The 26,084-nt window shown below is 41.3% G+C and carries 21 protein-coding genes and 3 riboswitches; of the genes, 10 read left to right on the top strand and 11 right to left on the bottom strand.

Translation table 11 applies throughout. The features are described from left to right. The first annotated feature begins 248 nt into the window (after positions 1 to 248). The 4 genes from B6A27_RS03235 (at position 249) to B6A27_RS03250 (ending at position 2,891) form a co-directional block, all read left to right on the top strand. Positions 249 to 1,376, top strand: coding sequence for an amidohydrolase (locus B6A27_RS03235; RefSeq protein WP_080860122.1), 1,128 nt, complete (start codon positions 249 to 251; stop codon positions 1,374 to 1,376). Between the two features lie 244 nt (positions 1,377 to 1,620). Continuing rightward, complete coding sequence (locus B6A27_RS03240; RefSeq protein ID WP_080860124.1) at positions 1,621 to 2,181, top strand: GNAT family N-acetyltransferase; 561 nt, start codon at positions 1,621 to 1,623, stop codon at positions 2,179 to 2,181. Positions 2,182 to 2,289: 108 nt separating this feature from the next. After that, positions 2,290 to 2,418 (top strand): YfhE family protein, encoded by a 129-nt coding sequence (locus B6A27_RS03245; RefSeq protein WP_080860125.1) that lies wholly within the window; start codon positions 2,290 to 2,292, stop codon positions 2,416 to 2,418. Positions 2,419 to 2,702: 284 nt separating this feature from the next. Then, on the top strand, positions 2,703 to 2,891 hold the full coding sequence (locus tag B6A27_RS03250; protein WP_080860127.1) for a YfhD family protein: 189 nt from the start codon (positions 2,703 to 2,705) through the stop codon (positions 2,889 to 2,891). Positions 2,892 to 3,085: 194 nt separating this feature from the next. On the opposite strand, the gene B6A27_RS03255 is transcribed toward B6A27_RS03250, so the two are convergent. The 5 genes from B6A27_RS03255 to metE all read right to left on the bottom strand — a co-directional run bounded on the left by B6A27_RS03255 (position 3,086) and on the right by metE (position 10,730). Then, positions 3,086 to 3,310, bottom strand: a complete 225-nt coding sequence (locus tag B6A27_RS03255) for a hypothetical protein (RefSeq protein ID WP_139788056.1) — start codon at positions 3,308 to 3,310, stop codon at positions 3,086 to 3,088. 414 nt (positions 3,311 to 3,724) lie between these two features. Further along, positions 3,725 to 5,386, bottom strand: coding sequence for a LuxR family transcriptional regulator (locus tag B6A27_RS19295; RefSeq protein ID WP_161491024.1), 1,662 nt, complete (start codon positions 5,384 to 5,386; stop codon positions 3,725 to 3,727). Between the two features lie 546 nt (positions 5,387 to 5,932). Next, entirely contained in the window at positions 5,933 to 6,655 is a 723-nt protein-coding gene (locus tag B6A27_RS03265) for an EAL domain-containing protein (protein WP_161491025.1), read from the bottom strand. A 693-nt stretch (positions 6,656 to 7,348) separates the two neighbouring features. Next, positions 7,349 to 7,440: riboswitch (cyclic di-GMP riboswitch) on the bottom strand. A 493-nt stretch (positions 7,441 to 7,933) separates the two neighbouring features. Then, positions 7,934 to 8,413 (bottom strand): acyl-CoA thioesterase, encoded by a 480-nt coding sequence (locus B6A27_RS03270; protein ID WP_044741750.1) that lies wholly within the window; start codon positions 8,411 to 8,413, stop codon positions 7,934 to 7,936. Next, on the bottom strand, positions 8,388 to 10,730 hold the full coding sequence (gene metE, locus B6A27_RS03275; RefSeq protein WP_080860133.1) for a 5-methyltetrahydropteroyltriglutamate--homocysteine S-methyltransferase: 2,343 nt from the start codon (positions 10,728 to 10,730) through the stop codon (positions 8,388 to 8,390). Before metE ends, B6A27_RS03270 begins: the two co-directional genes overlap by 26 nt. Before the next feature lie 302 nt (positions 10,731 to 11,032). Beyond that, positions 11,033 to 11,213, bottom strand: a riboswitch (cobalamin riboswitch). Between the two features lie 461 nt (positions 11,214 to 11,674). Continuing rightward, positions 11,675 to 11,879, top strand: a riboswitch (cobalamin riboswitch). Between the two features lie 186 nt (positions 11,880 to 12,065). Between metE and B6A27_RS03280 the strand changes: the two genes are divergently transcribed. The 5 genes from B6A27_RS03280 to B6A27_RS03300 all read left to right on the top strand — a co-directional run bounded on the left by B6A27_RS03280 (position 12,066) and on the right by B6A27_RS03300 (position 16,868). Next, complete coding sequence (locus tag B6A27_RS03280) at positions 12,066 to 12,308, top strand: hypothetical protein (protein WP_139788057.1); 243 nt, start codon at positions 12,066 to 12,068, stop codon at positions 12,306 to 12,308. Next, on the top strand, positions 12,305 to 13,438 hold the full coding sequence (gene mmgD / locus B6A27_RS03285; RefSeq protein ID WP_080860135.1) for a citrate synthase: 1,134 nt from the start codon (positions 12,305 to 12,307) through the stop codon (positions 13,436 to 13,438). The genes B6A27_RS03280 and mmgD overlap by 4 nt, the downstream gene beginning before the upstream one ends. Before the next feature lie 96 nt (positions 13,439 to 13,534). After that, positions 13,535 to 14,983 carry a bifunctional 2-methylcitrate dehydratase/aconitate hydratase gene (locus B6A27_RS03290; protein ID WP_080860137.1) on the top strand — a complete coding sequence of 483 codons (1,449 nt, stop codon included), beginning with the start codon at positions 13,535 to 13,537 and terminating at the stop codon, positions 14,981 to 14,983. Positions 14,984 to 15,076: 93 nt separating this feature from the next. Next, entirely contained in the window at positions 15,077 to 16,021 is a 945-nt protein-coding gene (gene prpB, locus B6A27_RS03295) for a methylisocitrate lyase (RefSeq protein WP_080860139.1), read from the top strand. A 628-nt stretch (positions 16,022 to 16,649) separates the two neighbouring features. Next, complete coding sequence (locus B6A27_RS03300; RefSeq protein WP_044741756.1) at positions 16,650 to 16,868, top strand: hypothetical protein; 219 nt, start codon at positions 16,650 to 16,652, stop codon at positions 16,866 to 16,868. A 415-nt stretch (positions 16,869 to 17,283) separates the two neighbouring features. Here B6A27_RS03300 and B6A27_RS03305 read toward each other — a convergent pair whose 3' ends face one another. The 3 genes from B6A27_RS03305 to B6A27_RS03325 form a co-directional block, all read right to left on the bottom strand. Continuing rightward, positions 17,284 to 20,046, bottom strand: coding sequence for a dynamin family protein (locus tag B6A27_RS03305; RefSeq protein WP_080860141.1), 2,763 nt, complete (start codon positions 20,044 to 20,046; stop codon positions 17,284 to 17,286). 1,244 nt (positions 20,047 to 21,290) lie between these two features. Next, entirely contained in the window at positions 21,291 to 21,761 is a 471-nt protein-coding gene (locus B6A27_RS03320) for a CBO0543 family protein (protein WP_080860147.1), read from the bottom strand. 45 nt (positions 21,762 to 21,806) lie between these two features. Then, positions 21,807 to 22,280 (bottom strand): hypothetical protein, encoded by a 474-nt coding sequence (locus tag B6A27_RS03325; protein WP_369824137.1) that lies wholly within the window; start codon positions 22,278 to 22,280, stop codon positions 21,807 to 21,809. Between the two features lie 354 nt (positions 22,281 to 22,634). Here B6A27_RS03325 and B6A27_RS03330 point away from each other — a divergent pair, with 354 nt between their 5' ends. Beyond that, positions 22,635 to 23,102, top strand: a complete 468-nt coding sequence (locus tag B6A27_RS03330; protein WP_080860154.1) for a hypothetical protein — start codon at positions 22,635 to 22,637, stop codon at positions 23,100 to 23,102. A 503-nt stretch (positions 23,103 to 23,605) separates the two neighbouring features. Here the strand turns inward: B6A27_RS03330 and B6A27_RS03335 are convergent. The 3 genes from B6A27_RS03335 to B6A27_RS03345 form a co-directional block, all read right to left on the bottom strand. After that, entirely contained in the window at positions 23,606 to 23,938 is a 333-nt protein-coding gene (locus B6A27_RS03335) for a DUF3147 family protein (protein ID WP_080860157.1), read from the bottom strand. Next, the gene (locus tag B6A27_RS03340) at positions 23,926 to 24,351 is read right to left on the bottom strand and encodes a MarR family winged helix-turn-helix transcriptional regulator (RefSeq protein ID WP_044741763.1); all 426 of its coding nucleotides are present in this window, start codon (positions 24,349 to 24,351) and stop codon (positions 23,926 to 23,928) included. The genes B6A27_RS03335 and B6A27_RS03340 overlap by 13 nt, the downstream gene beginning before the upstream one ends. A 185-nt stretch (positions 24,352 to 24,536) precedes the next feature. Further along, a complete protein-coding gene (locus B6A27_RS03345) occupies positions 24,537 to 25,991 on the bottom strand; it encodes a protein adenylyltransferase SelO (RefSeq protein ID WP_080860158.1) in 1,455 nt (484 codons plus the stop codon). Between the last annotated feature and the right edge of the window lie 93 nt (positions 25,992 to 26,084).

Below are 26,084 nucleotides of genomic sequence, written 5' to 3' on the forward strand. Positions count from 1 at the left end.
TTCAATAGTGGAATGACGAGATCCATGGATGGATCTTCAATCTTTTTACACATCCGTTTGATAAACGCAAGTCCCAAATTGCCTCTGGCCGTCAACAAGGTAACTGCTCCGCCTTTTAGTTATACGGCCATGATTCTTTATCGATGGCGATAACACTCAAGTGATCGCTCCGTCTGAAGTTTTGGAATTCTTCATCACAAACCCGTGCTTAAAGAACAGATCAAACACGGACAACAAGGGAGTTGGCGATGAAAAAACGATTATTAACCAATGCAACGATTCATCCTATCACAAGTGCGACGATGCATCAGGCAGATTTACTTATAGAAAATGGAAGAATCAAAGCAATCGACTATCAATTATGTCCTGATGAACAAACAGAAGTGATTGATTGTGGAGGAAAGCATTTATTTCCTGGTTTCATTGATGTTCATACACATCTTGGCTTGTATGACGAAGGAACAGGCTGGGCAGGAAACGATGCCAATGAAACGATCGAAATGATGACACCTCATATTCGAGCGATCGATAGCGTCTATCCTTTTGATCCCGGCTTCCGTGATGCTATTTCTCATGGGATTACAGCCGTTCACATTATGCCGGGCAGCGCCAATGTGATCGGCGGAACGACTTCCGTTATTAAAACATATGGAACAAACGTTTCTCGCATGTTAATAAAAGAAACGGCCGGTTTAAAAATTGCGCTCGGGGAAAATCCAAAGCGCATCCACAGCAATGGCAGCGAAGCATCCATTACCCGCATGGGCATTATGGGAATGCTTCGTGAAACCTTTTATAAAGCAAAATATTGCACTCATCCTGAAGATTTGCGCATGGCCCCCATTGTTCGTGCACTCAAACGAGAAATCCCTGTACGCATTCATGCTCATAGAGCTGATGACATTATTTCCGCTATCCGCTTCGCAGAAGAGTTTCATCTCGATTTACGTATTGAGCATTGCACAGAAGGACACTTTATCGCCAAAGAATTAGGTGAGAAAAAATTAAAAGTATCGGTCGGGCCAACCTTGACACGCCGCTCAAAGGTCGAACTGACAAATAAAAGCTGGATGACATATAAAATTCTTCATGATGCCGGTGTCGAAGTGTCAATAACAACCGATCATCCCTATACGCCTATTCAATATTTAAATATTTGTGCTTCCGTCGCTGTCCGTGAGGGACTGGAAGAGCAAAAAGCAATCGAAGGAATCACGATTCTTCCAGCACGCAATTTAGGAGTGGATGAGCGCATCGGCAGCCTAGAGGTTGGTAAAGACGCGGATCTTGTTCTATGGAATGCCCATCCGTTCCACTACTTGGCAAAACCTATTTTCACCATGGTAAATGGGGAAATGATATACACAAAAAATTAACAAAAAAGCTATTTCCTTTTTACACATAATCATGTATGATGAAGGAAGCCATTACATGAAAAATGGACCTACAATTAGATAATGACGCTTCAAATCAAGGGAAGGCAAATGGTGCGCCACCAGTCGAGATGCTGGTTCTAGTGGGTTCGATTCCCACCCCGAAATTTTTTGATTGAAATACATTAAAAAATTTCGAGGGTGGTTTCCCACGTGCAAGCTGCCCTCAAAACAGGAGGGAAATGCAATGTTAAAAAAACGTGAATTGCAGGATTGTCAAGCTCTTTACGAACTAATGGTGCACCCTGAGGTCTTCCCTTTTGTGCGCCAAAAAGCCCATTCCTATGAGGAATTTCTCTTTATTACTAAACAAACCATCGAAGCTGAAGAACGCGGTGAGCTCATTTCGCGGACCATTTTAGATGAATGGGGCAATCCGATCGGCACGATTAGCTTGTTCGATGTTCAAGACGGAGCAGGATTTTTAGGAACATGGCTAGGCAAGCCTTATCACGGCCAAGGTTACAATCAACAAGCAAAGCAGGCATTCTTTAACGAATTATTTTATGAACTTTCTATTCAAACCATTTTTATGAGAATTCGCAAAGTGAATGTCCGCTCGATAAAAGCAGCCGAAAAACTCCCTTATGTCACATTAGCAAATGAAAGAAGGAAAAGCTTATTTGACGAAATCAACCAAGGTAAGGATATCTATCATTTATACGAAATTTCAAAAGACAACTACACACTTTATACGATGCGCTGTCCTCTGCTTTTAGAAGAAGAACAGCAAAGAAAAGAAGCGTAGACAAAGAGGAACTCTCACAGTTGGCTGAGCAGTTCCTTTTTTGCATAAAATGAAGGCGGATAGGGAAAAATAACAATGAAAAAACTGCCGTAAAGCGAGGGCGAAACGATGAATGAGAAACGAAAACGCGAAAAAACAAAAAACACCCTGTCTAGCGCTCAAGAAGTGATCTATTCACGCGAGTTCAAATTGGCTGATCGAGCCGGGGGCTATACAGCAAAAAAAGCCCGTCATTAATCCAATCCTGCTATTGACAGCTGTGTTGATGATCCTAATAACAACCATTTGACATCGTTTGATGCTTAGCATTCCTTTTCTCGAATAACGAACGCCAGCGGGCAAATGAATGGGCCTTCTGGCGTTTTTGTCTGAGAAAAGAAAGCAGAAACGAGACCATCCTGTATTTTTTAGTAAAATAATGGATCATCAACATTTATGTACTACTTATACTTTTTCCGCGCTGTGTCATCCTAAACATGAATCAAGATTGATTCATCCTAGCTATGAAGGGGGCAGTTGTTATGGGCAGATCTCACGGACAACGCACACGCGACAAAAACAAAGCATCTCTTCCACAAGTTCCAAAACAGCTCAAATCGGATGGTTTAGATGTTGAATATTCACGTGAACTTGCCGATCATGAAGATTTAGAAGCTGAAGCACGCGCAGCTGCTTCCGGAATTCGTCAAAGTCAAAGACGAAACAACTAGAAACTGTTTTTAAAAAACAGAAGCAATCAGGTTGTAGACAAAGTCCACATAGACTTTGTCTACAACCATTTTAACATCCCTCATTTGTTTGGGATCAGTGTGGTTCGATCGCCCAACTCGTGAAAGCGGATCACCAATCGATATCGATCATGTAACGCTCCACTAGTACTATGGGTTCCGTTTCTTCTTCATGATTAATCGTCAGTTCCATTTTCGCTTTCATGTAAATCTTGTAGTTCTAAAACGGATTCAATTCTCATCCATTCCGGGCGCAGACGATATTCTTTCATTTTTTTTGTAATGACTTGCTTTATCGCCTCTTCTGGCGAATGAGCATATACAAGGCTTCTTCCTTGCAAAACGCTTCCATCCTCTACGAACGAATTCCAGCATACACGGTACGTTTTCATTTTGTTCACCTTCTGACCTTCTGGTACTTGCTAGCCTCATCTTATTTTCAAACATTCACCATCTGCCATTTCCCCATATCCCCGCTCTACAAAAAAGCCTCCTGTCAGCTATATGCAAGTTATCCCATGAATCTTGCGATAAAAAAAGGAGCTTGTACATGCTTTGATTTTCTTCATTACTACCTAATTACATGGTTCCTTTTTCCTTTAGAATAGACAGAAGCTTCCAAGCTGCTCCTCTATTTTTTCATTCACGAAGAAAAATCGACATTTTTTGCAATCTATGATCGTACAAATGTCACCTTGGTCTTGTTCATTCTAATCACAAAATCACGAAACCGATGCACTTCTTTGCACCGCTACATCTTTTCATCAATACATTTACTAAATCCTTTTATAGATAGTATATGGTGTCTCTCCATCTTAAAGAATGTTTTTTTCAAAATTTAGCTGATAAACCTTTGCGATGAGCTGGGAACGATCTTTTACTTCTAATTTTCTAAAAATATTCGTGATGTGATTTTTAACCGTATGTATACTAATATATAGTTGTTCCGCAATATCACGATTGCTTAGCCCTTCTACAACATATTTGAGTACATCCAGTTCTCTTGGCGTTAGCACTTGGGAAAACACCGCTTGATCAACACTTAACGATTTGTCTTCAGAAGATGGGAGCAACTTTTGTAAATGAATGGCCATCATGTTTGTCAGTAAAGCAAGGCAGACTTCCCGCTCTTCTATCTGTTCGTGCTGCGTGACATATATAGCAAACACCCCTTGAACATGCTTGTTAATATAAAATGGACACTCAATGACCATCATCCGCCCCATTTCGATCGAGCGCGGTACCATACAAGCGTGCATTGGCTCATTGTGCAAATAATGCTTCCTTACATATTCAAGGTAATAAGATAAATCGCTTTTTTTGTGTGAAGTTTGAGAATCAGCAATGATTTTTTGTTCATTATACTGCTGAAGGACAATGACACTTTGCTCGCCGTCCATTAAGTCAAGCGCGGCATTCGCAGCTAGCTGCAGTATTTCATCGCTATGTTCTTTTTCTCTTATCGATGCGCTTAGTTCATTTAGCTTTTTTAAGCCAAGAAAGTGCTGTTTCGTGCATACCAGCTGTTCGTGGGATAAGCATGCTTCCATTAATTTCACAAGCAAATAACCTTTTTCTTTAATCTCTTTAGAAAATCGTATTTTTTCTTTACTTCCAACAAAAATAGCCCCTGATACGATCCCATTTTGCTTAATTGGATAAACAAACAGCGTTTTTAACTCGTTGCGGTCGGCCCAATCGCCAAGTTTAAGCTTCGCTGATATGTTTTCTAAATATAACGGCTCCCCTTCTTGAATCAGGCGGTGGATGATCGGATGATGTATCGTATAAACAGGTTGCAGCCAGCTTTGTTTTTCCTCTTGACTTACGAATTTCTGGATCACAAAACGTTGACGGTTCATACGCTTCGCATAAGCTGTGATATGAATAGATGGGTGGAGCTGTTGAAGCATGCGTAAATATGTTTGGATCGGTATCGATGGAAAAGAATTCGATTTCACAGCACGTTGCAGCAATCTAACCGGCTTGCGATATTCCTGTTTCAGCAGCTCATTTTCGAGTAACTTAGCGCAAACAGAGGCCATTTTTTCCATCATATAGAGCTTGGAACGAATGCTGGACAGTGAATGCGCAGGCGTGTTCGCCGAAAACTTTTTCTGTTTTGTCCCGTCTTCCGTCTCATTAATTTGTGCCTTTCTATTTTGTATAACAAATGGCCCAGCCCAAATTAATGCCTGCGACTGTCCTCCTACAACAACAGGCGCAACCAATCCCTTTACTCCTTGAAATGTTAGATCAATCACAGCCGGAGCGGTCAGCTGCAAATAAGATTTCCATCGTTGCCGCATCACTTGTTTTATTTCTTCCCTCTCAGAAGTAAGCAGGCATTGAGAAAATGGATCGATATTTGAAATAGAGGTTAATGATGTTTGCTGAGAATCTATAATCACCATCGGCAGTCCAACGAGAGAAGCATAGGCTTCTTGAACGCTTTGCAACAATTCATTTACATTCAACCTTACTTTCCTCCCTGTTTTTTTGTTCATACTCCATCGACTTCATAGGACCATAAAAACCCATTCATAAGCTATCTTACCTACACACATCTCTCTTTGCATGAGAACATTTAACCAATACGCCTACATTTTCATTAAAAAATGGCACACGCGTCAAAACGCTCGTACCTTAAGAAGTAAAAGGATGGATTTTCAATTTTGATTTTCCAAGACTCGTATAGCTTCTTTTACCTATAAAACGATCCACAACAAACAATGGGAACATGGATTACGCCATGTTTTTTCTAATTGGACAAACGAGATGATGAATAGTGATGTAACCTAGCGTGTTAAAAGTTGTATGGATGTGAAGTTTGCGTCATTCTCCCCTTCTACCAAATGTGATGAGGGCAAGTTAAAAAAGTATCTCTGATGGTAGAAAATTTTTGGATCCATTGTCCCGTCTTCAAGATGTATTTTCATTTACATGAACAATCCGTTGCTACATTTGTTACTAAAGCTACATTGTCATGATAAGCCGAAAAGCGCAGACATCTCTCCACACTTTCAAAGCTCTTGCGGCTTAGCTAAATAATACCCTTGACCAAAATAGATGCCTAATGATTGGGCGCATTGCATGTCTTCTTTTGTTTCAATTCCTTCCAATATCATTTTTGTTCCCTCATTAAAAAATTGCATCGTTGATAAGATGGCCCTTTGCTTTTTATGGCTTTTTGCTAAATCCTTTGCAAAATAACGGTCGAGCTTGATTACCTGCGGTTCAATCTCGATCAACGCTTGAAGCGAATATTCTCCTTTTCCTAAATCATCTAACGCCACGACAAATCCTTTTTTCTTTAGTAAATACACATTTTGCAGCATTTCATCTAAGTTTTGAATTCGTTCCGATTCGTTAATTTCCAAAATAATTTGCTGATGAGCAAGTGAAGCTGCCTGCACTAGCTGTTCCAATGTTTCAAGAAACATTGGTGCTGCAACTGTCGAAGGATACACATTCAGCGACAAAAACAAGTCATGTGTATTGGCAGCCTTGATATAAGCTGCAAAACACTTGATAGAATTAGTAATGGAAGCCATATCAAGTTCGTATAAATAACCGTTCTCATGTGCATCATGAAAGAGTAAATCCGGGCTTTTCACAAATGGACAACGCAACAAGCTCTCATATCCAACGATGCTTTGACCAGGCAGATAATAGATCGGTTGGAACGCATTCGTAAATAAATGATCATCGATAATTCTTTTCAAGGATTGTGTAGTTATTGCCACTAGTCTCCCCCTCCATTGCATTCGAACACTGCAATATACAAAAGCACATAGTATAAACATACGGATACAAATATCCTACGGTTTAGATACGAATTTCTCAGCATTCAGGCCGACATCATATAATCCTTCATAGTGAAATAGCGAATCGGTCATAGATAGGGCCAGATTAGAAAATCGGCATAAACAAGACGCTTCTATCGACTATATCAATACAACTTCAAGATGGAACGAATGGTGTCTGTCAACATCCATAGTCAGAGGCAAGACGGTGACTTGCCTCAGTCACGTTAAAGCGTGACTGAGTGCCGATCAACAAACTTTAAAACAATGGTTGTGTCAATTATCCAAAAAACAATGAATAGTACTGGCGTTCTCGCTTTTCTGCTATAGTCAGCAAGTCTAACGGCATGCCCTTTTCGAACCATGGATACTCGGTGAACTAATTCATTTGTCCACAGGCGGCGTTCATGGCTTGAGGGAAGAAGCAAAAAAGCAACATTAAGCCGTATCATGCTGTTTTTAAACAAAATAATGGATCATCAACACTAGTGTTAGAACCATTGACTTTAGACCTATTATGGAAATTAGTCTGAACGAAATAAAACTGCCCTCTATATCGAATTAAAAGAGGGCAGTTTTTACATACTATTCCAGTTAAAAACAAAAACCTTCTTTATTACTTTCATCCATAAGAAGGGCAACTGGCTGGCATGTCTATTTGAACAATAGATTTAGCCCCTTTAGCTTTGCGTCCTACCCTTTCGAGTAGTTTGCCGTTTCTATATTCAGTTTTTCAGAATAAGATGTATAAAACATACAAGCTTTAACTCTTCTATACTAACACTATTAAACAGAATATACAAATCATGATGCTAAGATTTTGTTGTATTTTGTCATATTAAGTAATATTTTGTCTAAACATGCAAACAATTCAATGATAGCATACATAATATGAAAAGTGAATCGATTTTTTTATTTTCTCCAATTCAAGACAAATCGCTCTCTCCCTATATACCCGAAATGAAGTATGTAAAACTGAAAGATGTAGTATCTTGAAAAATCTTCAGATTGTAAAAAAGCATCCCCCGTATCTATGCCAATGTTAACATGTCAATAAGATGATTATCCTCATATAGAGGAAAATGATAAATAACAGAAACTGAGATTTATTTCATAAAACAAAAAGATAGAGCCGAAACGAAATCGGCTCTATTTTGTGCATCCAGATGGGATATAAGGCTATAAACGCTTGACTGCTGAACGACACACCTTTTTCACTTACATTTTCCATCTCTGCTTTCTTTTCTTCCTTAACATATACCGTTCCTCCGCATCCCTGTATTGCTGTTTTTCCTCTTCTGTTTCTGGGATCACGGCTGGCACAGAAGTTGGTTTTCCTGATTCATCTAACGCAACAAATGTTAAATAGGCATGAGCTGTTACTCTCCTTTCTCCTGTCAATAAATTTTCCGCCTCTACTTTCACAAATACTTCCATTGATGTTCGATGGGCCCATGTTACATAGGCCTCTAAATAAATGGCTTCTCCTGCCTTGATCGGAGCAAGAAAATCTACAGAATCGCTTGAAGCTGTCACCACTGGCTTCCGGCAATGCCTCATCGCCGCAATACAAGCAATTTTATCAATATATGCCATAACTTTTCCGCCAAAAATAGTATGATGATGGTTCGTATCTGATGGGAGCACTAAATCGGTTAATAGTGTCCGTGACTCACTTGCTCGTTTTGACTGCGTCATAGCGTTTTCCTTCCTCCCATTCTTTTTTCTCTTCCAGCAATCTCGCACGCACCAACTTGGCAGCAGCCACCATATTTTTTAAAGAGGCTACTGTCTCTTGTTCTTTCCGCGTTTTTAGCCCGCAATCGGGATTGACCCAAAATTGTTCCGGGTTCAAGACTTGCAGAGATCTTTCAATCATTTCCGCCATTTCCGCTACAGACGGAACTCGCGGACTATGAATATCATAAACGCCTAATCCAATTCCTTTCGGATATGTTTCTTTTTCAAAAACAGAAATCATTTCACCATGGCTTCTGGATGTTTCAATTGAAATTACATCTGCATCCATTTGATTGATGACAGGCAGATAAGACGAAAAATCACAATAGCACATATGAGTATGAATTTGCGTCTCATCCTTTACAATGGAAGTGGCTACACGAAACATCCGTACAGCCCACTCTAAATATTCCTGCTTCTTTTCTTCTTTTAGAGGAAGTCCCTCAAGCAAAGCGGGCTCATCCACTTGAATGACTGAAATTCCTGATTCCTCTAGTGCTTTGATTTCGTTTCGCAACGCAAGGGCAATTTGCTCCGCTACTTTATGTCGAGGCAGATCATCACGAACAAATGACCAATTTAAAATAGTGACAGGACCTGTGAGCATTCCTTTGACTATTTTTTCTGTTAACGATTGTGCGTATACACTTTCCTTAACCGTCATCGGCTGCAAAAATTCGACATCGCCGTATATAATCGGTGGACGAACGCAGCGCGAACCATATGATTGCACCCATCCATTTTCAGTAAAGGCAAAACCCCCTAATTTTTCGGCGAAAAATTCGACCATATCGGTTCTTTCAAATTCACCGTGCACCAAAACATCTAATCCTATTTTTTCTTGAATATCGATCCATCTCTTAATTTCTGCTTCAATAAAGCGCTCATATTGTGGCTGGCTCCACTCGCCTTTTTTGAGCTTTTGGCGCGCTTTCCGCACTTCTGCTGTCTGTGGAAAACTGCCAATTGTCGTCGTTGGCAATATTGGAAGCTGGCTTATTTCTTGCTGCTTCTTTTGCCGTACCAAATAGGATGATGCTCTCTCAAGCTGCGCCTTCGTTAGGTTCTCGCACTCCTTGTGCACGTTCGCATTATATCTTGAAGCATCCTTTTTCCATAAATGAAGCGCTTGTTGATTTTGAGCATAATAATGAGCGCGCTTTCCTTCGCCATCGATGAATCGTTCTGTTAAATACACAAGCTCCTCCAGCTTTTCATCAGCAAATGCCAGCATCTGCTGCAAGTTCAAAGGCAATGTTTTTTCGTATGTTGTCGTAACAGGGACATGCAGCAAGCTATTTGATGGCTGCAGCCATAACCGTTCAGATGGGACAGAATGCAAAATTTTTTCCACGAGACGGCTGGCTGCCGACAGGTCGGTCCGCCAAATATTGCGTCCATCAATCACCCCTGCCGCTAGCACTTTATCTTCTGGAAAACCGCTCTTCGATAAATGGCGCAAATTTTTCTCTAGGCCATAAACAAAATCAAGGCCAATCCCGCTAACAGGAAGCTTGATTAGTTTTTCATACCAGTCTACTGCCTCAAAGTATGTCTGCAACATCATCTTTAAGTTAGGAGCAGCTTGAGGCAACCGCTCATAAACAGATACAAATTCCTCCATCTCTTTTTTGGTTAAGGAAGTAGCAAGAATGGGTTCATCAATCTGTATCCATTTTACCCCCTCGCGCTCCAGCTCCTTTAGTATTTGCTCATAAAGCGGAAGCAACAATGATAGAAAATAGGAAAATTGCTTTTCATCATAGCCTTTGGAAAGCTTCATAAACGTATAAGGTCCGATCAAAACAGGCTTTCCTTCAACTCCTAATTTCTCCTTCGCTTCCCGAAAATCCTTTAATGGTTTGTTTTCTGTTATATGCAGGCGGGAGCTTTGTTCCTTGCTCCATTCTGGAACAATGTAATGATAATTGGTGTTAAACCATTTCGTCATTTCGCATGCTGGTGCTTTTTCATTGCCGCGCGCCATCGCGAAATAAACTGAGAGAGGAACCTCTCCCCCCTGATAATCGAAACGTTCAGGAATGAAACCAAACATAGCCGCTGTATCAAGCATATGATCATAAAGGGTAAAGTCGCCAACCGGCACAAGATCAATCCCTATTTCCCGCTGCTTTTTGATATGGTTTAGACGAATGGACTGCATCGTGTCCAAAAAAATTTTTTCGTCTATCTCTCCATTCCAGAAAGATTCTAATGCTTTTTTCCACTCTCGTTTTTCCCCAATACGTGGATAGCCAAGATTGCTTGATTTCATTTCCTCATTCTCTCCTATCATTTTATTTTTATCGTTTTTCCACTCTCTACCTGATCTTTAGGCGGGACTTGCCTGATAGGAAATCTATGTTGTCCATTCGATGGCTCGGTTTCCCGTTCATCCTTCCAGCTGAGTTGCTCTTCCCCTCACATCTCCCTGCATTCACCGCGATTTGACGTCATATTTCTTTTTCCGAATAATAAAAAAGCATTCCTAACGCTCCAACGGAAGTTAGAAATGCCATAAAAAAGGATTAATCCCCTTGTCCATGATGAACACCTCCCTATCCTCCGTAGGTAAAAGCAGTGTTGTCAGAACAGGCAGGTCTCCTGACTTAAGGATCATTGCTTTCCGCTCGCCTTCCCAATCTTTGATCAGTGGCAGTAAAGCGGAAAGCTCCTCTATTACAGTGGCGGGACCGTGCCGGAATCTCACCGGTCTTCCCTTTTCATCCGCAGGGAGCCTTGGACTGGGCCATTTAGTCTTGACTCACCTTTGGAACCTGTTCCCACATTTATTTTCTTGTTCGCCAAGAAAAAAACGCTTCAAACCTCCATTCTAAGCCTGTCATGAAGTATCAGAAAAATTTTACAATAACCCTATCATTCTTCGAAAAAATTGTCAAGGAGATTAAGTCTTCTGATTCATGGCGCAAATCTAATTTCGACAGAAGTCGATCGCTTTTATTAAGATTAATCATTCAAAAAGAGCATTCCAGTTTCAAAGCGTAACAAGTATCAGCCAATAAGCTGTAGACCGTGTTGTTCGAATGCTCAACCGTTGAAATCGGAGCATCACCTTCTCATTTTTTATCCTTAAGTTATATCTAGATAACTTTCATGATCGAACACTGTCGGAAGCAGCCCAGGCCACCTGTTAGAAAGTTAAGAATTTTTTTGTTTTCGTCTCAGAAAAAATATGATATAGTGAACTTGAAAATTGAATAACTTTGGTTAGGATCAGGTACCGGTAAGCAAAAGAGCGCTTGACCGGTTTAAAAGGGAAGTTCGGTGCAAATCCGACGCTGTCCCGCAACTGTAAATGGGAGCAACCTGCCAAAACCACTGTTGAATGCTTGACATATCAACGGGAAGGGGCTAGGAAGCGATGAACATAAGCCAGGAGACCTGCCTGATTCGGTCCACACCAAAAACCTACGAGGATAGGGGGTGTTGAGGAAGCGGAAAAACATATGTTTTTTTGTATATGTTTTTCATAGGGGATCGTATGCGCTTTTTCAGCATCTTCATTTGCGAAGATGCTTTTTTTATTTGCTTCAAGCGCATGTCCATCATTCGAATCGTATCGGAACTTGAGAACGAAAGGACAGACATCATGCACAACACATTCGGAACAAAGCAATATTTTTTGGAAGCGTTTAAGCAAACGGTCATGAACAATTTTACAAAACATCCACCCGTTTCTTTAATGGATCTGTACGATCATTATCAATCGGAAATTGCCGTCCGCCTCCCTTTGTCAGAACAGCCATCATGCCGTGCTAATTTGCAGCAAGCATATCAAGAAATACGACAAGAACTTGTTTTCAGCAAGGAGTCGGCCGACGAAAGCAAATGATTTTAAATGAAGGAGGGATCTTTTTGGAATTTCGTCCGGGGTTAGAAGAAATCATAGCGGCTGAAACGAAAATTTCATTTCTTGATGTGGAGAATGAAGAAATCGTCATCCGGGGATATGATCTGATCAAGCTGGCAGAAACCAAAACATATACCGAGGCAGCACATCTGCTTATTGAAGGAAAACTACCGTCACCGCCAGAAAAAGAGCGCTTTGAAATGCAGCTTCACACACAAAGAACACTGCCGCAAGAACTGGTGAAAATTTTGAAGCAGCTGCCGCAAACTGCCCATCCGATGGATGCACTGCGAACCGGTATTTCCGTTTTAGCCAGCTTTGACCCACATCTCGATGAACGAACAGAAGCGGCTAATAAAGAAAAAGCGATTAAGCTTTTGGCTCAAATACCTGCCATTATTGCAAGCAGCCATCGCCTGTTGCATAACCATCCAGTCGTTCCATCGCACCAAGAACTCTCTTACAGCGCCAATTTTCTATATATGCTGACAGGGAAGCAACCAAGCGAGCTGGAAGTGAAAATATTTGACCGTTCGCTCATCGCTTATATTGAACATGAGCTGCCAAACTCGACATTTACAGCGCGGGTCATTTCCTCCACCCACGCCGATTTGTACGGAGCATTGACAGGGGCTGTGTCATCGTTAAAGGGGCATCTTCATGGAGGAGCCAACGAGGCCGTTATGTATATGCTCAAAGAAGCGGAATCGCCAGAAAAATACAAACAGCTGCTCTATCAAAAGCTAGCCAATAAGGAACGAATTATGGGATTTGGTCATCGCGTATACATGAAAAAGATGGATCCACGAGCCTTGCTTATGAAAAAGGCGCTTCAAGAGCTTAGCGAAGTCTGCGGCGACACGACTCTGCTCGAAATGTGCGAGGCGGGAGAAACAATTATGAGAGAAGAAAAAGGACTCTATCCAAATCTAGATTACTATGCTGCTCCTGTCTATTATTTGCTTGGTATTCCAATTGAGCTTTACACACCGATTTTCTTTAGTGCCCGAACCGCCGGCCTTTGCGCCCACGTGATTGAACAGCATAACAATAACCGGCTATACCGCCCTCGCGTCAAATATGTCGGAGAGCGCCACCTGCAAGTGAACTGAAAAAGCAGATTAAACGCTCACCCGAAGAGGAATTGGGGCCAGCAATTCCTCTTCTTTTTATCATAATATAAATGGAGTCTAGAAAGGAAGAGATTCATGAGTGAAGTTTTAATAAAAAATAATGAAAAACAACAAACAGACGAATTGCTTGTTCAAATAGCGGATTATGTTCTTAACGGAAAAATCGAAAGTCATGAAGCATTCGAAACAGCTCGCTATGTCCTATTGGACACGTTAGGCTGCGGCATTCTTGCACTCCGCTATCCGGAATGCACAAAACTGTTAGGCCCCATTGTGCCAGGGACCGTCGTTCCTAACGGCTGCCGCATTCCCGGAACTTCTTTTGTTCTTGATCCCGTCCAAGGTGCATTTAATATCGGCTGCATGATTCGCTGGCTTGACTATAATGATACATGGCTAGCTGCGGAATGGGGACACCCTTCTGATAATCTCGGGGGCATCTTAGCCGCTGCCGATTACGTAAGCCGCCGCAATATTTCGCAAGCAAAAAAGCCGCTGAACATGAGCGATGTGCTGAAAGCGATGATTCAGGCCCATGAAATTCAAGGAGTGCTTGCACTGGAAAATAGTTTAAATCGCGTAGGATTAGACCATGTACTCTTCGTTAAAGTGGCGTCAACAGCTGTTGTCACCAAGCTTTTCGGCGGGGGACGCGAAGAAATAATCAATGCCCTATCGAATGCTTGGCTCGATAACTCCAGCCTGCGTACATATCGTCACGCCCCAAATACAGGATCGCGAAAATCGTGGGCTGCTGGAGATGCAACAAGTCGAGCTGTTCGTCTTGCACTCATGTCTTTAACAGGTGAAATGGGATATCCAACTGCTCTTTCCGCACCAAATTGGGGATTTGAAGATGTGCTATTCAAAGGGCAAAAGTTGAAGCTTGCTCGTTCTCTTGGATCATATGTAATGGAGAATGTTCTTTTCAAAATTTCTTATCCTGCTGAGTTCCATGCCCAAACAGCAGTCGAGTGCGCCATTGAGCTCCATCCTGAAGTGAAGGATCGCCTGGACGAAATTGAGGAGATTATCATTACAACCCATGAATCAGCCATCCGCATTATTGATAAAACCGGGCCATTGCATAATCCTGCCGATCGCGACCATTGCCTTCAATACATCACAGCGGTCGGTCTTATCTACGGAGATTTAACGGCTGATCACTACGAAGACGAAATCGCGCAAGATCCAAGAATCGATGCCCTTCGCGAGAAAATGACCGTTATCGAAAATAAACAGTACAGCCGTGACTATCTTGATCCAGAAAAGCGTTCGATTGCTAACGCCGTACAAATTCGCTTTCAGAATGGCAGCGAAACAAGGCAAATCGTCCGCGAATATCCGATCGGACATCGTTTCCGCCGCCAGGAAGCAATCCCTAAATTATTAGAAAAATACACGAAAAACCTTGAAACACGTTTTCCAAAAAAACAGATTGACCGCATCTTAGACATTTCTCTCGATCAAGACCGGCTCGCAGCTACCCCTGTACATGAATTTGTCGATTTATTTGTCATTTAATCATTTAAAAATACTAAAGCAGGTTTCTCTTGAAGCTAGGAGAAAATGAATGCTTATGCCTTGGAAAACTCATAGGAAAGGGAGGGAGCTCCTTTGGTTTGGATTGTCGAACGTGAATCAACACAACACGAACTTGCCGAACGATTTCGCTATTTAATGAACGCCCCAGAAATTTTGCAAATTCCAGGCGCTCATGACGGAATGGCGGCCCTTATTGCCAGAAAAGTCGGCTTTCAAGCTCTTTATTTATCAGGAGCAGCGTTTACCGCCAGCCGTGGGCTTCCTGATTTAGGCATTATTACTTCCGAAGAAGTGGCACAGCGAGCACGAGAGCTAGTTCGTGCGACCAATTTGCCGTTGCTAGTAGATATTGATACAGGGTTTGGCGGCATTCTTAACACGGCACGCACAGCAAAAGAAATGGTGGAAGCACGTGTGGCTGCCGTGCAAATCGAAGATCAGGAACTGCCAAAAAAATGCGGCCATTTGAACGGTAAGAAGCTCGTTTCTCCAGAAGAGATGGTACAAAAAATTAAAGTGTTGAAGGAAGTAGCCCCTTCACTTGTGGTCGTGGCTCGCACCGATGCGTATGCCGTCGAAGGAATTGAGCAAACGATTGAGCGGGCACGCCGATATGCGGAAGCAGGCGCAGATGCCATTTTTCCAGAAGCATTAACAAGCAAAGACGATTTCGCTAAGATGAAACAAGCCATCTCGATTCCGCTGCTCGCAAATATGACAGAATTCGGAAAAACTCCATATTATACTGCTGAAGAGTTTGCAGCTCTCGGCTATTCTATGGTCATTTATCCGGTCACTTCGCTTCGGGTTGCTGCAAAAGCGTATGAGCGCGTATATGAAGCGATTTTAACAACCGGCACGCAAAAAAACGAGCTTGACCAGATGCAATCACGCAAAGAATTATATGATGTCATTCATTATTACGATTTTGAAGCTCTCGATCAGACCATTGCAAAAACCGTTCTTCCTGATGATGACTTGTCAAATGAAAGAGAAGCTGATCAACAATACAAATGAACACATGTTTTCCCTGACTCCATAAGTAAAGGCGCACTCTCCTCATGTTCATCACTGATGAGCATGAGGAGAGTAAATTATAGACAAAGTCAATGCTGACTTTGTCTATTGATACTTTCAAAACGGTTGACAGATAAGCACCACAGCCGAGTGAGGATGCAAACGGAACAAAAGATGTTTATATGAAGGTCGTTTGTCAACAATCTAGCATTTGCGTTTTAGTCCTGCTTCTTGATCGCTTGTCCTCTCCTATTCCTCTATCTTTTTCCTCCATGATTCAATATTTCAAGGTAATAAAAAGAAGCCCTATGCTGATGACCGGAACGCTAATCTATCTAAATGATAGATTTCTCCGTAGCTAGAATTGCAGCTGGATTTATATGTAAAATAACAGGGGTGTTGATGATCCAGTAAAAACCCATTGACATTGCTTGATTCCTAGCCTTTCTGTCGTAGTCGGCAAGCGAATGGCCCATCAACACTTGTGATAAAATAATATTGAATCTTTTGGCCTTATACAGAACCACCCCAGCATCAAATCGTACGAATAGAAGATGAATCCTTGCCAAGCACTGAAACGTACTGCATACATAAGGGAAAGATAAGAAAAAAACGGAGGTGAAAAAGGATGAAGCCCGACGTCAAAGAAAAAATAAAAAATTGGTTATTAGTGATTATGATTTCAGCACTTGTCGGTTCATTTTTATTGTTCTTTTTAGGCTATTATCGGACAGGGTTAGCTGTTGGAGCCGTGTTTATGTTTCTTTCCCTGTTTTTAGGACAATGGTATTCCGCTAAAAGAGTAGATGATTTATATCATTCCGAATACAAAAGAAATAAAAGATAACGAGCCATTTTCGATCTACTCAACGATATACATCCATAGAAATAATCTCTTCCTTATCTAAAGCTTTTGCTGTCCGCGATCGCTTCTATACAAAGCAAAAAGGACAGAGAGCGATTTCCCTATATGGCAGGCTTCCTTTGGTTCATTGTGATTTTGTTTGTTCTCCGCCCATCATCTATTTTTTACCATATATAACAAAAAAATCGATCTATCAAAACTTGAAGATGAAACCTATGCTCTTGCTTCAGCCGTCCAAAAACAGGGGTATATAAAACTACCAAAATTAAAAGAGCAAGTTCCATCATCTAAAGAATACAAATGAACCCGTAGATAAGATCTCTTATTCAAAATAACCAATCGTCGATTCCCTTGCTGAGAATCGACGATTGGAATCAGACACAATCATCCAGTTGTTTTAGCTCGACTTGGTTACGCTTGAAAAGCCCCTGTTTGCTGATACGACCATCCATTCATACTGGCGCAGCTTGACAGCAAATAACGTGAGCGGATCATGATACATTTCTGGATTTGTTTTCATCTTTTCTAAATCTTTTTCTTTTTTATAAATCTCTGTTTTCATTTCATCCACTGTCTGATTGAGCGCAGCAAACGATTTACGGAAGAAAATAGAAATATCGCGCTCAAGCGTTTTTTCAAACAGCTCGAACTGCAGAAGCAGCTGCTTGATAATGGATTCTGTCACATCGATATAATCCTCATTTTCAACAAATTGTTTATATCTATTATATAACATGAGATTATTTTGCTGGAATACTCCAAACAATTTTCCGGCGCCTTTCAATAATATTTGATATGGGGTACGGCGCAGAAAAATATTCACTTTTTCCAGCTCTACACTGCTCGTCATTCGATCAGCATCACGCTGCCAGTCATCAAGCACTCTAAAATCGCATAGCAGCTGAAGCCGTTCTTCACCAAACAGTTTATTAAATCCTTCGCCCATTTCATGGAGGAACGCTTGGCAATCGTTCAGTTCATCATTCGCTGTGTCAATCCAATCTTGCAACAAACGATACAGCTTCGGCAACACGCGTTCATGTACATGAGCGTCGATTCTTCGATTCATTTCATCATTTAATTCTAAATGAATGCTGCGGAAATCGCTGTCTTCTTGAATCATCTCAGAGCATCCGCGCAAAATCTCCGGAATCTTCTCCGTTAAATCTTCCTTGACTTCCGCTAATACTTTATCGAAGGTCCTTGTAATCGTCCGCACTTTTTCATTTTTTAAATCCGCCAACTGATTGATGGCACCGCTTAGCTTTGCCACCATCTCTTCATTCCAGCGAATGGAGTCCGCTAATTTTTCCTCCATTTCTGTCCATTTACTCAATAAATGATGAATAAACTGCTGGGTAAATATTAGCATCTTTTCGACCCTGTCCGCTTCTGTAACGCCATGGTTCAGGCTTCTAAAAAATTCGTGAATCTCATGCTGCTGCTTCCGGCTTCTTAAATAAGAGGAATAGGCCAATACCTTTGCGTTTGGAAAATAAGCCTGCACCCTTGAGCGTGTCTCCTCTAAAATGGCAGCTGCTTCATGCTCATCATAAATTTCATCCATTTTGTTTACTAGAAAATGCACAGGAAGATGCGGCGCGCACTCCCGAATATACATAAGAATTTCTTGTTCATTTTCAGTAAACGGATCATTCACATCCAATACAAATAAAACGCTATCCGCTAAGTGCAAATAGTTTTCTACCGCTTCTTCCAGTCGGCTTCGATGATTAAATCCAGGTGTATCAATAAGCGCCAGGCGATTCTCTTGTAAAATAGGCGCTGGCAGTGAAAACTCCATAATGGAGCTGTTCATTTGCTTGTTCAGTCGTCTATCAATCGCTTCCTGAAACTCGTGAAAGTTTAAAGTAATTAGCTCATCATCTGATACCTTTCGAATCTCCGTTTCTTCTCCTCCTCTAAAGACAATAATAGAAGAGGTCGGAGCCGTTAAAATATTTTCGCCAAGAAGTGAATTGACAAACGCAGATTTGCCGTTTCCTGAAGCTCCCGCTACAAAAACACGGTATGTCTGCAAATCCATCAATTCCTGCATCAGCCATCTATAGCGGTAGCCACGGTCTGCCTTCTGCGACTCCGCCCATCTAATAATCGAATTAAATAATTCAAGGCTGTATTCTAAGCCGTCAAATTCATTTTTCGCTTGAAAGATAAGATCTTCGGCCTCGCGGACAATCTCGTCATTTAAGCTGTTCGGAAATTTCTCACTCCATGCCAGCACAGCCGCAGAAGCAAACAAAACATAGGAATGATTGGCGATTTTGATCCAGTTTGTTAAAAGATTAGGGATAAAATTCTCCACATCTCTTAATAAGTAAGCTCCGCTAATTAATTCAAAATACGTATCCTGATACAGTTCGGATAATCTTTTCCACGATTGCTTGCGGTTCGCTCCTAAATGAAAGAATAACTCATTAAATTCCTGAAGCCATGAAAAATAGGCCCGATCATTTTGATAATGAGTCCATAGCGCTTCCGCCAGCTGTTCAAATCTTCCTTGATCCAATTCATACAATACAGCTAAGCACTTTAAAAAATACGATGGCTCGAAAAGCTTTGTATAGCCGCGTTCTGCATAATCGATTAACATATCAAACCAACGCTGCGACTCTGTCCGAATGGCCTCATTTGCCGCCAACTCGATTGCGCTTTTCCAATCTCGATGCTTTTCGAAAAAGCTACGAGCCATTTCGGTCACATCTCCATAATCCGGATGAAACGCTACCGCTTGTTTAATAATTTGATCCGCTTTCTCCATATTGCCTTGATCGATATACAAGGAAAACAGCTGCAGCAACACCTCTGCTTGCAAAATGGCGCTTTCTGCTTCAATAGATTTATAAATCTCTTCAGCCATCGACAGCTGTCCAAGCTCATAATAACAATCAGCAATGTTTTTCTTCGCCCACGGCTCTAAGTCGTTGTGGGTATTTTCCCATTTAAAAATCGCCGCTTCATAATCCTTTTTGTGAAAATATACCTCTCCTTGGGCAAAACGAATGGCCGAGATATCAGCTGTACCGCCTTTATATCCTTCAAGAAATGCCTCTCCAAGTAAATGAACGGGATCCTTCTCTCCCGGCGTCATAAATGTTTCATAAAATGTTTTTTTGATCAGTTGATTCTCCAACATCATTCTTATCCCCCGATCTCTATATTTCATTGTCTATCATTCTTATAGACGATATCCTCTTCATGTGAGGCATGCTGATGAACGATGACAACCATTTATATGCTTAGGTTCCCGATCTCATCATATATTAAAAATATACGGCAATATAATGGCGCTTATATTCCTTTGATAGAACACCAATAGCCGAATGCAAGAGTTCACCAAGGGTACATGATATCAAAAAGCTTACGGAACACGAATGCTCCAATCAGTATTTGTTGCTACGCCAGCAAAATTTTATCGAACAGAATAGAATCTTTGATTTTCAATTATCGTCATTTTCCCATATCTATTTAATATATTAGATGAAAAGAGTGAAATACCTTTTCTTTTTTACTCTTTCCTAATTTCATCGGTTTCCTTTGCGATTCTAGCAGTCTGATCATCAACACGCATCATTCTCTTTCCATCCACAGTATTCTAGCAGACTTACATTTTCATAAGGTTTCAAATTGCTTTCATTTATGATACAGATTTTTATCACGATGTAAAAAACAATCCAGTTTTCGGAAAAATAGATCCCATATAGAGGCCCATAGCCAAAAATTTCATCAACAACAGAAAAATGAAAATCACGCTTTGCAGAATTCTCTCTACCTCCTTCCTATCAATTAAATAAATGGAATCAGACGTGTTGATGATCCAATAAAAACCCATTGACATCGCTTGATTCCTCGCTTTTCTGCTGTAGTCGGCAAACTAGATGCATGCCCCCTCCTCAAACAAGAACGCTAGTGTCTAGCTCAATCATTCCATATTTTTAGTAAAATAACGGATTATTAACACTTGTGAAATGGAATATTTTTAGGATACCGTATCGTTTTTCGTCCAATGACTGAATCGAATCATAAACCGTTTCCTGAGCTATAGATAGCTCTGAAAGCAGCGTTGCTTTGAGCTTCTGTAGCGTGTGAACGCGTGACAAAAACTCTTCCAGTGATTTGTCTCCAGTTGCCAAAAAATCATTTATTTGATCTCCAATATACCCTATGGCATGATAGAGCATGATGATCGATATCACTTGCTCCCTCAACCTTTGATCCCATATGTGCGAGCGTTGATCATCCGCTTTCGCCGGTCGAAAGACAAGTCAGTGACTTGTTTTCCGACCGCGAGCTTTAGCAGATACCGTTTATTCATCAGGTATATAGAACGAGGACAATAAATGGGGCCATTTCCTCTAGCGCTACGAGTCTTCAATATGTATATCATGATTTTGGTGAGATCATGTCAGCTTTGCTTAGCCTGCGGAAGAAAGAAACTTGAAGAATAAGCATTCCATATAAAAAAGGATAGGAGATCGCTGAATACCATAAATTCCAATGATGATGATATAAAAAACCGACACGTACCGCTAACCATTCATAAAAAGTGGAAAAAATACTCCAGCCCAACAGATATAAGCTTTTTTTCTTCCATGTTCCATTGTAAGGATACCAGTTAATAATGAGCATCGAAGCTGCAGGATATATTCCGAATAAAACCAATAACGTTTTGGCTTCGATCATAAAAGGATAGAAAAAACCATACAGATCATATTTTTCGGCAAATCGGTCGACGATCTCTGAAGTAAACAACGCAAATAAAATGCAGCTATAATATTCAATGCGCATTAATTTCTTTTTCATCATAATCGCAATAAGATTAAATACAATAATGGAAAAATAAAGAATCCACAATCAAAACCACTCCTACCATTTATTCTGCATTCTTTCTTATATTCTTTATGGTTTGTAGCTTTCCACTCTGCATATCCATTGATAATATTTTAAAATCAGTATGAGCAAAAAAGGATAGCTCAATGCAGAATAGGTTAAATTCCACCAGCCGTAACGCAAATAGCCCCACGGTTCCGGCAATAAAGCACTCGCTTCGTATAAAACGATCAGAATCCAAAAACTTATAAAACAAACAACGCGTTTGGATAACGAATCTCTAAAAGGATACCAGCTTAAGAAGAGCATATTGACAGCTGGGATCAGCACTACTCTTGCAGGAAATGACTCCCATTTAATCTCTTTTGTAAAATACCAATACGCTTCGTATTTGGTGCTTAAATACAAATCGACAATATTCTGAAGCGCAATCGTAAAAGTCCAAATGTGTATGATTTGATTTTTTGTCAAGCGTTTATTTGTCATAAAAGCCGCACAATTAAACAAAAGAGCGGCAACAATTAATCCGAACACTCTATTCATCCTTTTTTCTTTTTACTAACAGTTTCATCCTCTCTTGTGCAATTTATGCGAAAACTTAATAAAAACCAATCCTTCAAGCTTTATAAAGATATAGACATTTCGACGGGTGGGTCCTTGAACAACACCACCTTGTTTCCGACCATGGATTTTTACAGATATCGTTCATTCATATTTATATAACCCAATGACAACAAGTGAATCAATTTTATCTGACACCATAAATAGAAACTTATGGACACACTATCTTATGAGAATAAAAACTTTTCTCTATTTTTGTCGAATGGATTTATAAAATAAATAAAACTTGTCCAAAATCCTAATATAGATACCTTTTGAAAAGAGGAGCAAAAATATATGTTCAATCAAACCCTTCTTTGGATTTCGTTTATTTTTCCTTGGTTTCTGCTGCTATTTTTTCATAAACAAAAAATTAAACGATTTATGGCAACCGGCTTTCTTTGTGCGTTAATCATGACGATCATTTTTCAATTGGGCGAAAGGCTCCATTGGTGGACCGTCAAAGAAACCGTTTTTCCTCTCACACATCTAACGCCGATGATTTACAGTTTCTATGTGGTTGCTCCCATCATTGTTTTATATTTTACCTTCGGAAACTTTTGGCTTTACATGCTTGTCAATGCGGTGATGGACATCATCTATGCCGTCGGTCTCATGAAATGGTACGAATATCTAGGGATTATGGAGTACCACAATATCAACGGCTTCTCAAGATTTTTGATTCTTCAAGCCGTCGCTATTCTTATTTACTGGTTTCAAAAATGGCATGACTCTTCCTCCCTTAGCGGTTCTCCCTACGCCTAATCATAACGGAGGATTCGTCAGACTAGATCAACGGAGCATCTCTGGATAGAAGGCAGCAGGCGATTTCGAAGGTCAGGTCAAAAATAGGCATACACTTCCTTCTTCATGTAGGCGTGTGGCAAAGGCCTGAACAACACGTCCCCATGCAAGTCGGAGTGTTGTTTAGGCACTCGACCAGCGAAAAAATCATATAAAGCGACAAATGTTGAACGGCCAAGCTTTTCTCTGTAGTGGGAATGTTGCTTTGCGGTTGATTGACTCAAGGAATGACAGGATAGATGGACTACAAATGATAGGATACCTCTCCCACCTCTTAGCGGAGTGGAAATGGAGGAAATAGCTTTGCTTTAAGATTCCAGACCTTGACAGAACAATAACCGCCCCCTTTTTAACAGGGGGACGGTTATTGTTTTTTACTTCTTCTTTATCACTTGTAATCACAGACTTCTTGAAAGAAAAGGCTTCATTCAGCATAAGATTAAAATCTAACCACCAGCACTGCGCTAGGAATGGGCCATTAGCTTTTGAATCGCTAAAAAGAGGCTCCAGGCCGCTATTCCTAATCCAATGGACAAAGCCAGTGAAAATGAAGCTCTCAAGGATAAAGCGACTATTAATAATAAACAAGCAGTCGCTGGCAGCCCCCATAAAACACCGAACACAAACTCACTTAAACGCTTTGTTGGTTCACCTTGAACATAAAGCCAGCATAAGCTTAATAAACTGACTAACGGCAGTGCTGCTATAGCTCCGCCAAATGTAGGGAATCTTCTCGCCACTTCCGTTACAATCCCGATCATGATAGCAGAAATCACAATTTTCACTAACGAAAACATTTTTCTGCCTCCTCACTCAACATCGAAAAAGCCTTCCGTATCATTTCTAAGTCGGATGAACTAAAATTCTCTAATACTTTTCTTAGTTTGTCTCGATCAAGCCGAGTATGCCGATACAGCACGCGTCTCCCTTCTTCCGTTAAAGCCACAAACACTTTTCGTTCGTCTCTACTGCTTCTTTGTTTTGTTACAAACCCTTTTTGAATCAGCCTTTTTGTATGCTCAGAAGCGGTATTATGAGATATATGGAGATGTTCCGCCAAGTCTCCGATCGTCGCTTCCCCATTTTTTTCAATGTACTGAAGCAATCGAACCGCTTGATGAGTAAGAGGCTCTTCGTGAACGTAGTGCAGTAAATAATAAATATTTGTCCATTGTTCATTCATCGCTTCAATCATGTCATCCAATGACATTCAACATCCCCCCTCCTTCTATATCATATTATACGATATATTCTTAAAAAAAGACATATCAAAATCGTTACGCATAAAAAACGGGCCAAAAAGTAATAAACTGAGGGAATGAATGATCACTTTAACAAAAAATGAGAGAGCGAAACCGATCTCTCATCAACCACTTGCTTATCGAAGGTTTTCCATTACGTCCCACAAAATGTCCGATAAGGGCGATCGGACGGCGGAGGCAGTTGGGCGTACTCATTTTGTTCCGAAGAATAAGCATAAGGATCGGAAAGAGCATGAAGCAGCCGCTCCATTACGCTGTAATCCCCACGCTCAACCGCCGCTTCTAATGCTTCTTCAACCCGATGATTGCGCGGAATGATCGCCGGGTTGCTGTTGCGCATTAACTCGTATACTTCTTCTTTTGCGTGCGGCTGTCTTTTAACCCTTGCTTGCCACTTCTCATGCCAATCGCGAAATTCTTTTGCGCAAAATAGCGGCATTCCTTCAAGCTGCCCCAGTGTCAATGATCGAAATGTATTCGTGTAATCCGCCTGATGTGTTTGCATCAGCCGCAATAGCTCGGTCATAAGAGCGGCGTCTTGCTCCTCCTCTGTGTACAAGCCAAGCTTCGCCCGCATTCCCGTGAGCCAATGCTGCTGATACAGGTTAGGAAATGCCGAAAGCGCCGCTTCAGCCGACTCGACGGCCTGTTCCTCCTCCTCATGCAATAACGGTAATAAACTCTCCGCCAGCCTTGCTAAATTCCAGCCGCCGATATATGGCTGGTGGCCGTATGCATAACGGCCTTGCGTATCAATCGAGCTAAATACCGTTGCTAAGTCATAGGTATCCATAAAGGCACAAGGGCCATAATCTATCGTCTCGCCGCTGATCGTCATATTGTCCGTATTCATCACCCCATGCACAAAACCGACTAATTGCCACTTGGCAATCAGCTCGGCCTGACGCTTGATGACTTCCTCAAGCAAGAACAGATAACGGTTAGGCGCCGTCTCAAAGTTCGGAAAGTGCCGTTCCAGTGCATAGTCAGCCAACGTTCGAAGCTCTTCAACCGTTCCCCAATTGGCCGCATATTGAAACGTTCCGACGCGCAAATGGCTCGAAGCAACCCGGGTTAAAATCGCTCCCGGTAATTCGGTCTCGCGAAAAATGGTCTCACCCGTTGTCACAACGGCTAAGCTGCGCGTAGTCGGGATGCCAAGGGCATGCATCGCCTCGCTAATGATATACTCTCTAAGCATGGGGCCAAGCGCCGCACGCCCATCCCCGCCACGGGAATATGGTGTCCGCCCTGAACCTTTAAGCTGAATATCCAATCGTTCGCCCTGAGGCGTGATTTGCTCCCCAAGCAAAATCGCTCTTCCATCCCCTAACATCGTAAAATAGCCGAATTGATGTCCCGCATAGGCTTGCGCGAGAGGCTCCGCTCCCTCTGGAACTTGGTTTCCGGCAAGTACGGCGACTCCTTCCTCACTTGCAAGCGCTTCATCATTTAATCCGAGCGAAACAGCTAATGGGCGATTCAGTATAACCAGCTCCGGAGAACCAACAGGAGTCGGAAGAAGCTTGCTGAAGAAACGATTGGGCAAGCGCGCATAGCTATTATCAAAATTCCATCCCTCGTTCAATCATCTCATCTCCTTTTGCGGCAGATCGATGCCGCAGTTCGTTAAGCTTATTTTACGTTTGTTATGATGATTATATAAAGAAAAAATGTCTAT

It is taken from the genome of Anoxybacillus sp. UARK-01, assembly GCF_002075365.1.
In the GTDB taxonomy this organism is placed as follows: Bacteria; Bacillota; Bacilli; order Bacillales; family Anoxybacillaceae; genus Anoxybacteroides; species Anoxybacteroides rupiense.

What these genes read in the sequence shown, in the direction of transcription:
- B6A27_RS03235 (WP_080860122.1), top strand. Translation starts at nt 249, where the DNA reads ATGAAAAAACGATTATTAACCAATGCAACGATTCATCCTATCACAAGT.
- B6A27_RS03240 (WP_080860124.1), top strand. Translation starts at nt 1,621, where the DNA reads ATGTTAAAAAAACGTGAATTGCAGGATTGTCAAGCTCTTTACGAACTA.
- B6A27_RS03245 (WP_080860125.1), top strand. Translation starts at nt 2,290, where the DNA reads ATGAATGAGAAACGAAAACGCGAAAAAACAAAAAACACCCTGTCTAGC.
- B6A27_RS03250 (WP_080860127.1), top strand. Translation starts at nt 2,703, where the DNA reads ATGGGCAGATCTCACGGACAACGCACACGCGACAAAAACAAAGCATCT.
- B6A27_RS03270 (WP_044741750.1), bottom strand. Translation starts at nt 8,413, where the DNA reads ATGACGCAGTCAAAACGAGCAAGTGAGTCACGGACACTATTAACCGAT.
- metE (WP_080860133.1), bottom strand. Translation starts at nt 10,730, where the DNA reads ATGAAATCAAGCAATCTTGGCTATCCACGTATTGGGGAAAAACGAGAG.
- B6A27_RS03280 (WP_139788057.1), top strand. Translation starts at nt 12,066, where the DNA reads ATGCACAACACATTCGGAACAAAGCAATATTTTTTGGAAGCGTTTAAG.
- mmgD (WP_080860135.1), top strand. Translation starts at nt 12,305, where the DNA reads ATGATTTTAAATGAAGGAGGGATCTTTTTGGAATTTCGTCCGGGGTTA.
- B6A27_RS03290 (WP_080860137.1), top strand. Translation starts at nt 13,535, where the DNA reads ATGAGTGAAGTTTTAATAAAAAATAATGAAAAACAACAAACAGACGAA.
- B6A27_RS03300 (WP_044741756.1), top strand. Translation starts at nt 16,650, where the DNA reads ATGAAGCCCGACGTCAAAGAAAAAATAAAAAATTGGTTATTAGTGATT.
- B6A27_RS03305 (WP_080860141.1), bottom strand. Translation starts at nt 20,046, where the DNA reads ATGATGTTGGAGAATCAACTGATCAAAAAAACATTTTATGAAACATTT.
- B6A27_RS03325 (WP_369824137.1), bottom strand. Translation starts at nt 22,280, where the DNA reads ATGAATAGAGTGTTCGGATTAATTGTTGCCGCTCTTTTGTTTAATTGT.
- B6A27_RS03330 (WP_080860154.1), top strand. Translation starts at nt 22,635, where the DNA reads ATGTTCAATCAAACCCTTCTTTGGATTTCGTTTATTTTTCCTTGGTTT.
- B6A27_RS03335 (WP_080860157.1), bottom strand. Translation starts at nt 23,938, where the DNA reads ATGTTTTCGTTAGTGAAAATTGTGATTTCTGCTATCATGATCGGGATT.
- B6A27_RS03340 (WP_044741763.1), bottom strand. Translation starts at nt 24,351, where the DNA reads ATGTCATTGGATGACATGATTGAAGCGATGAATGAACAATGGACAAAT.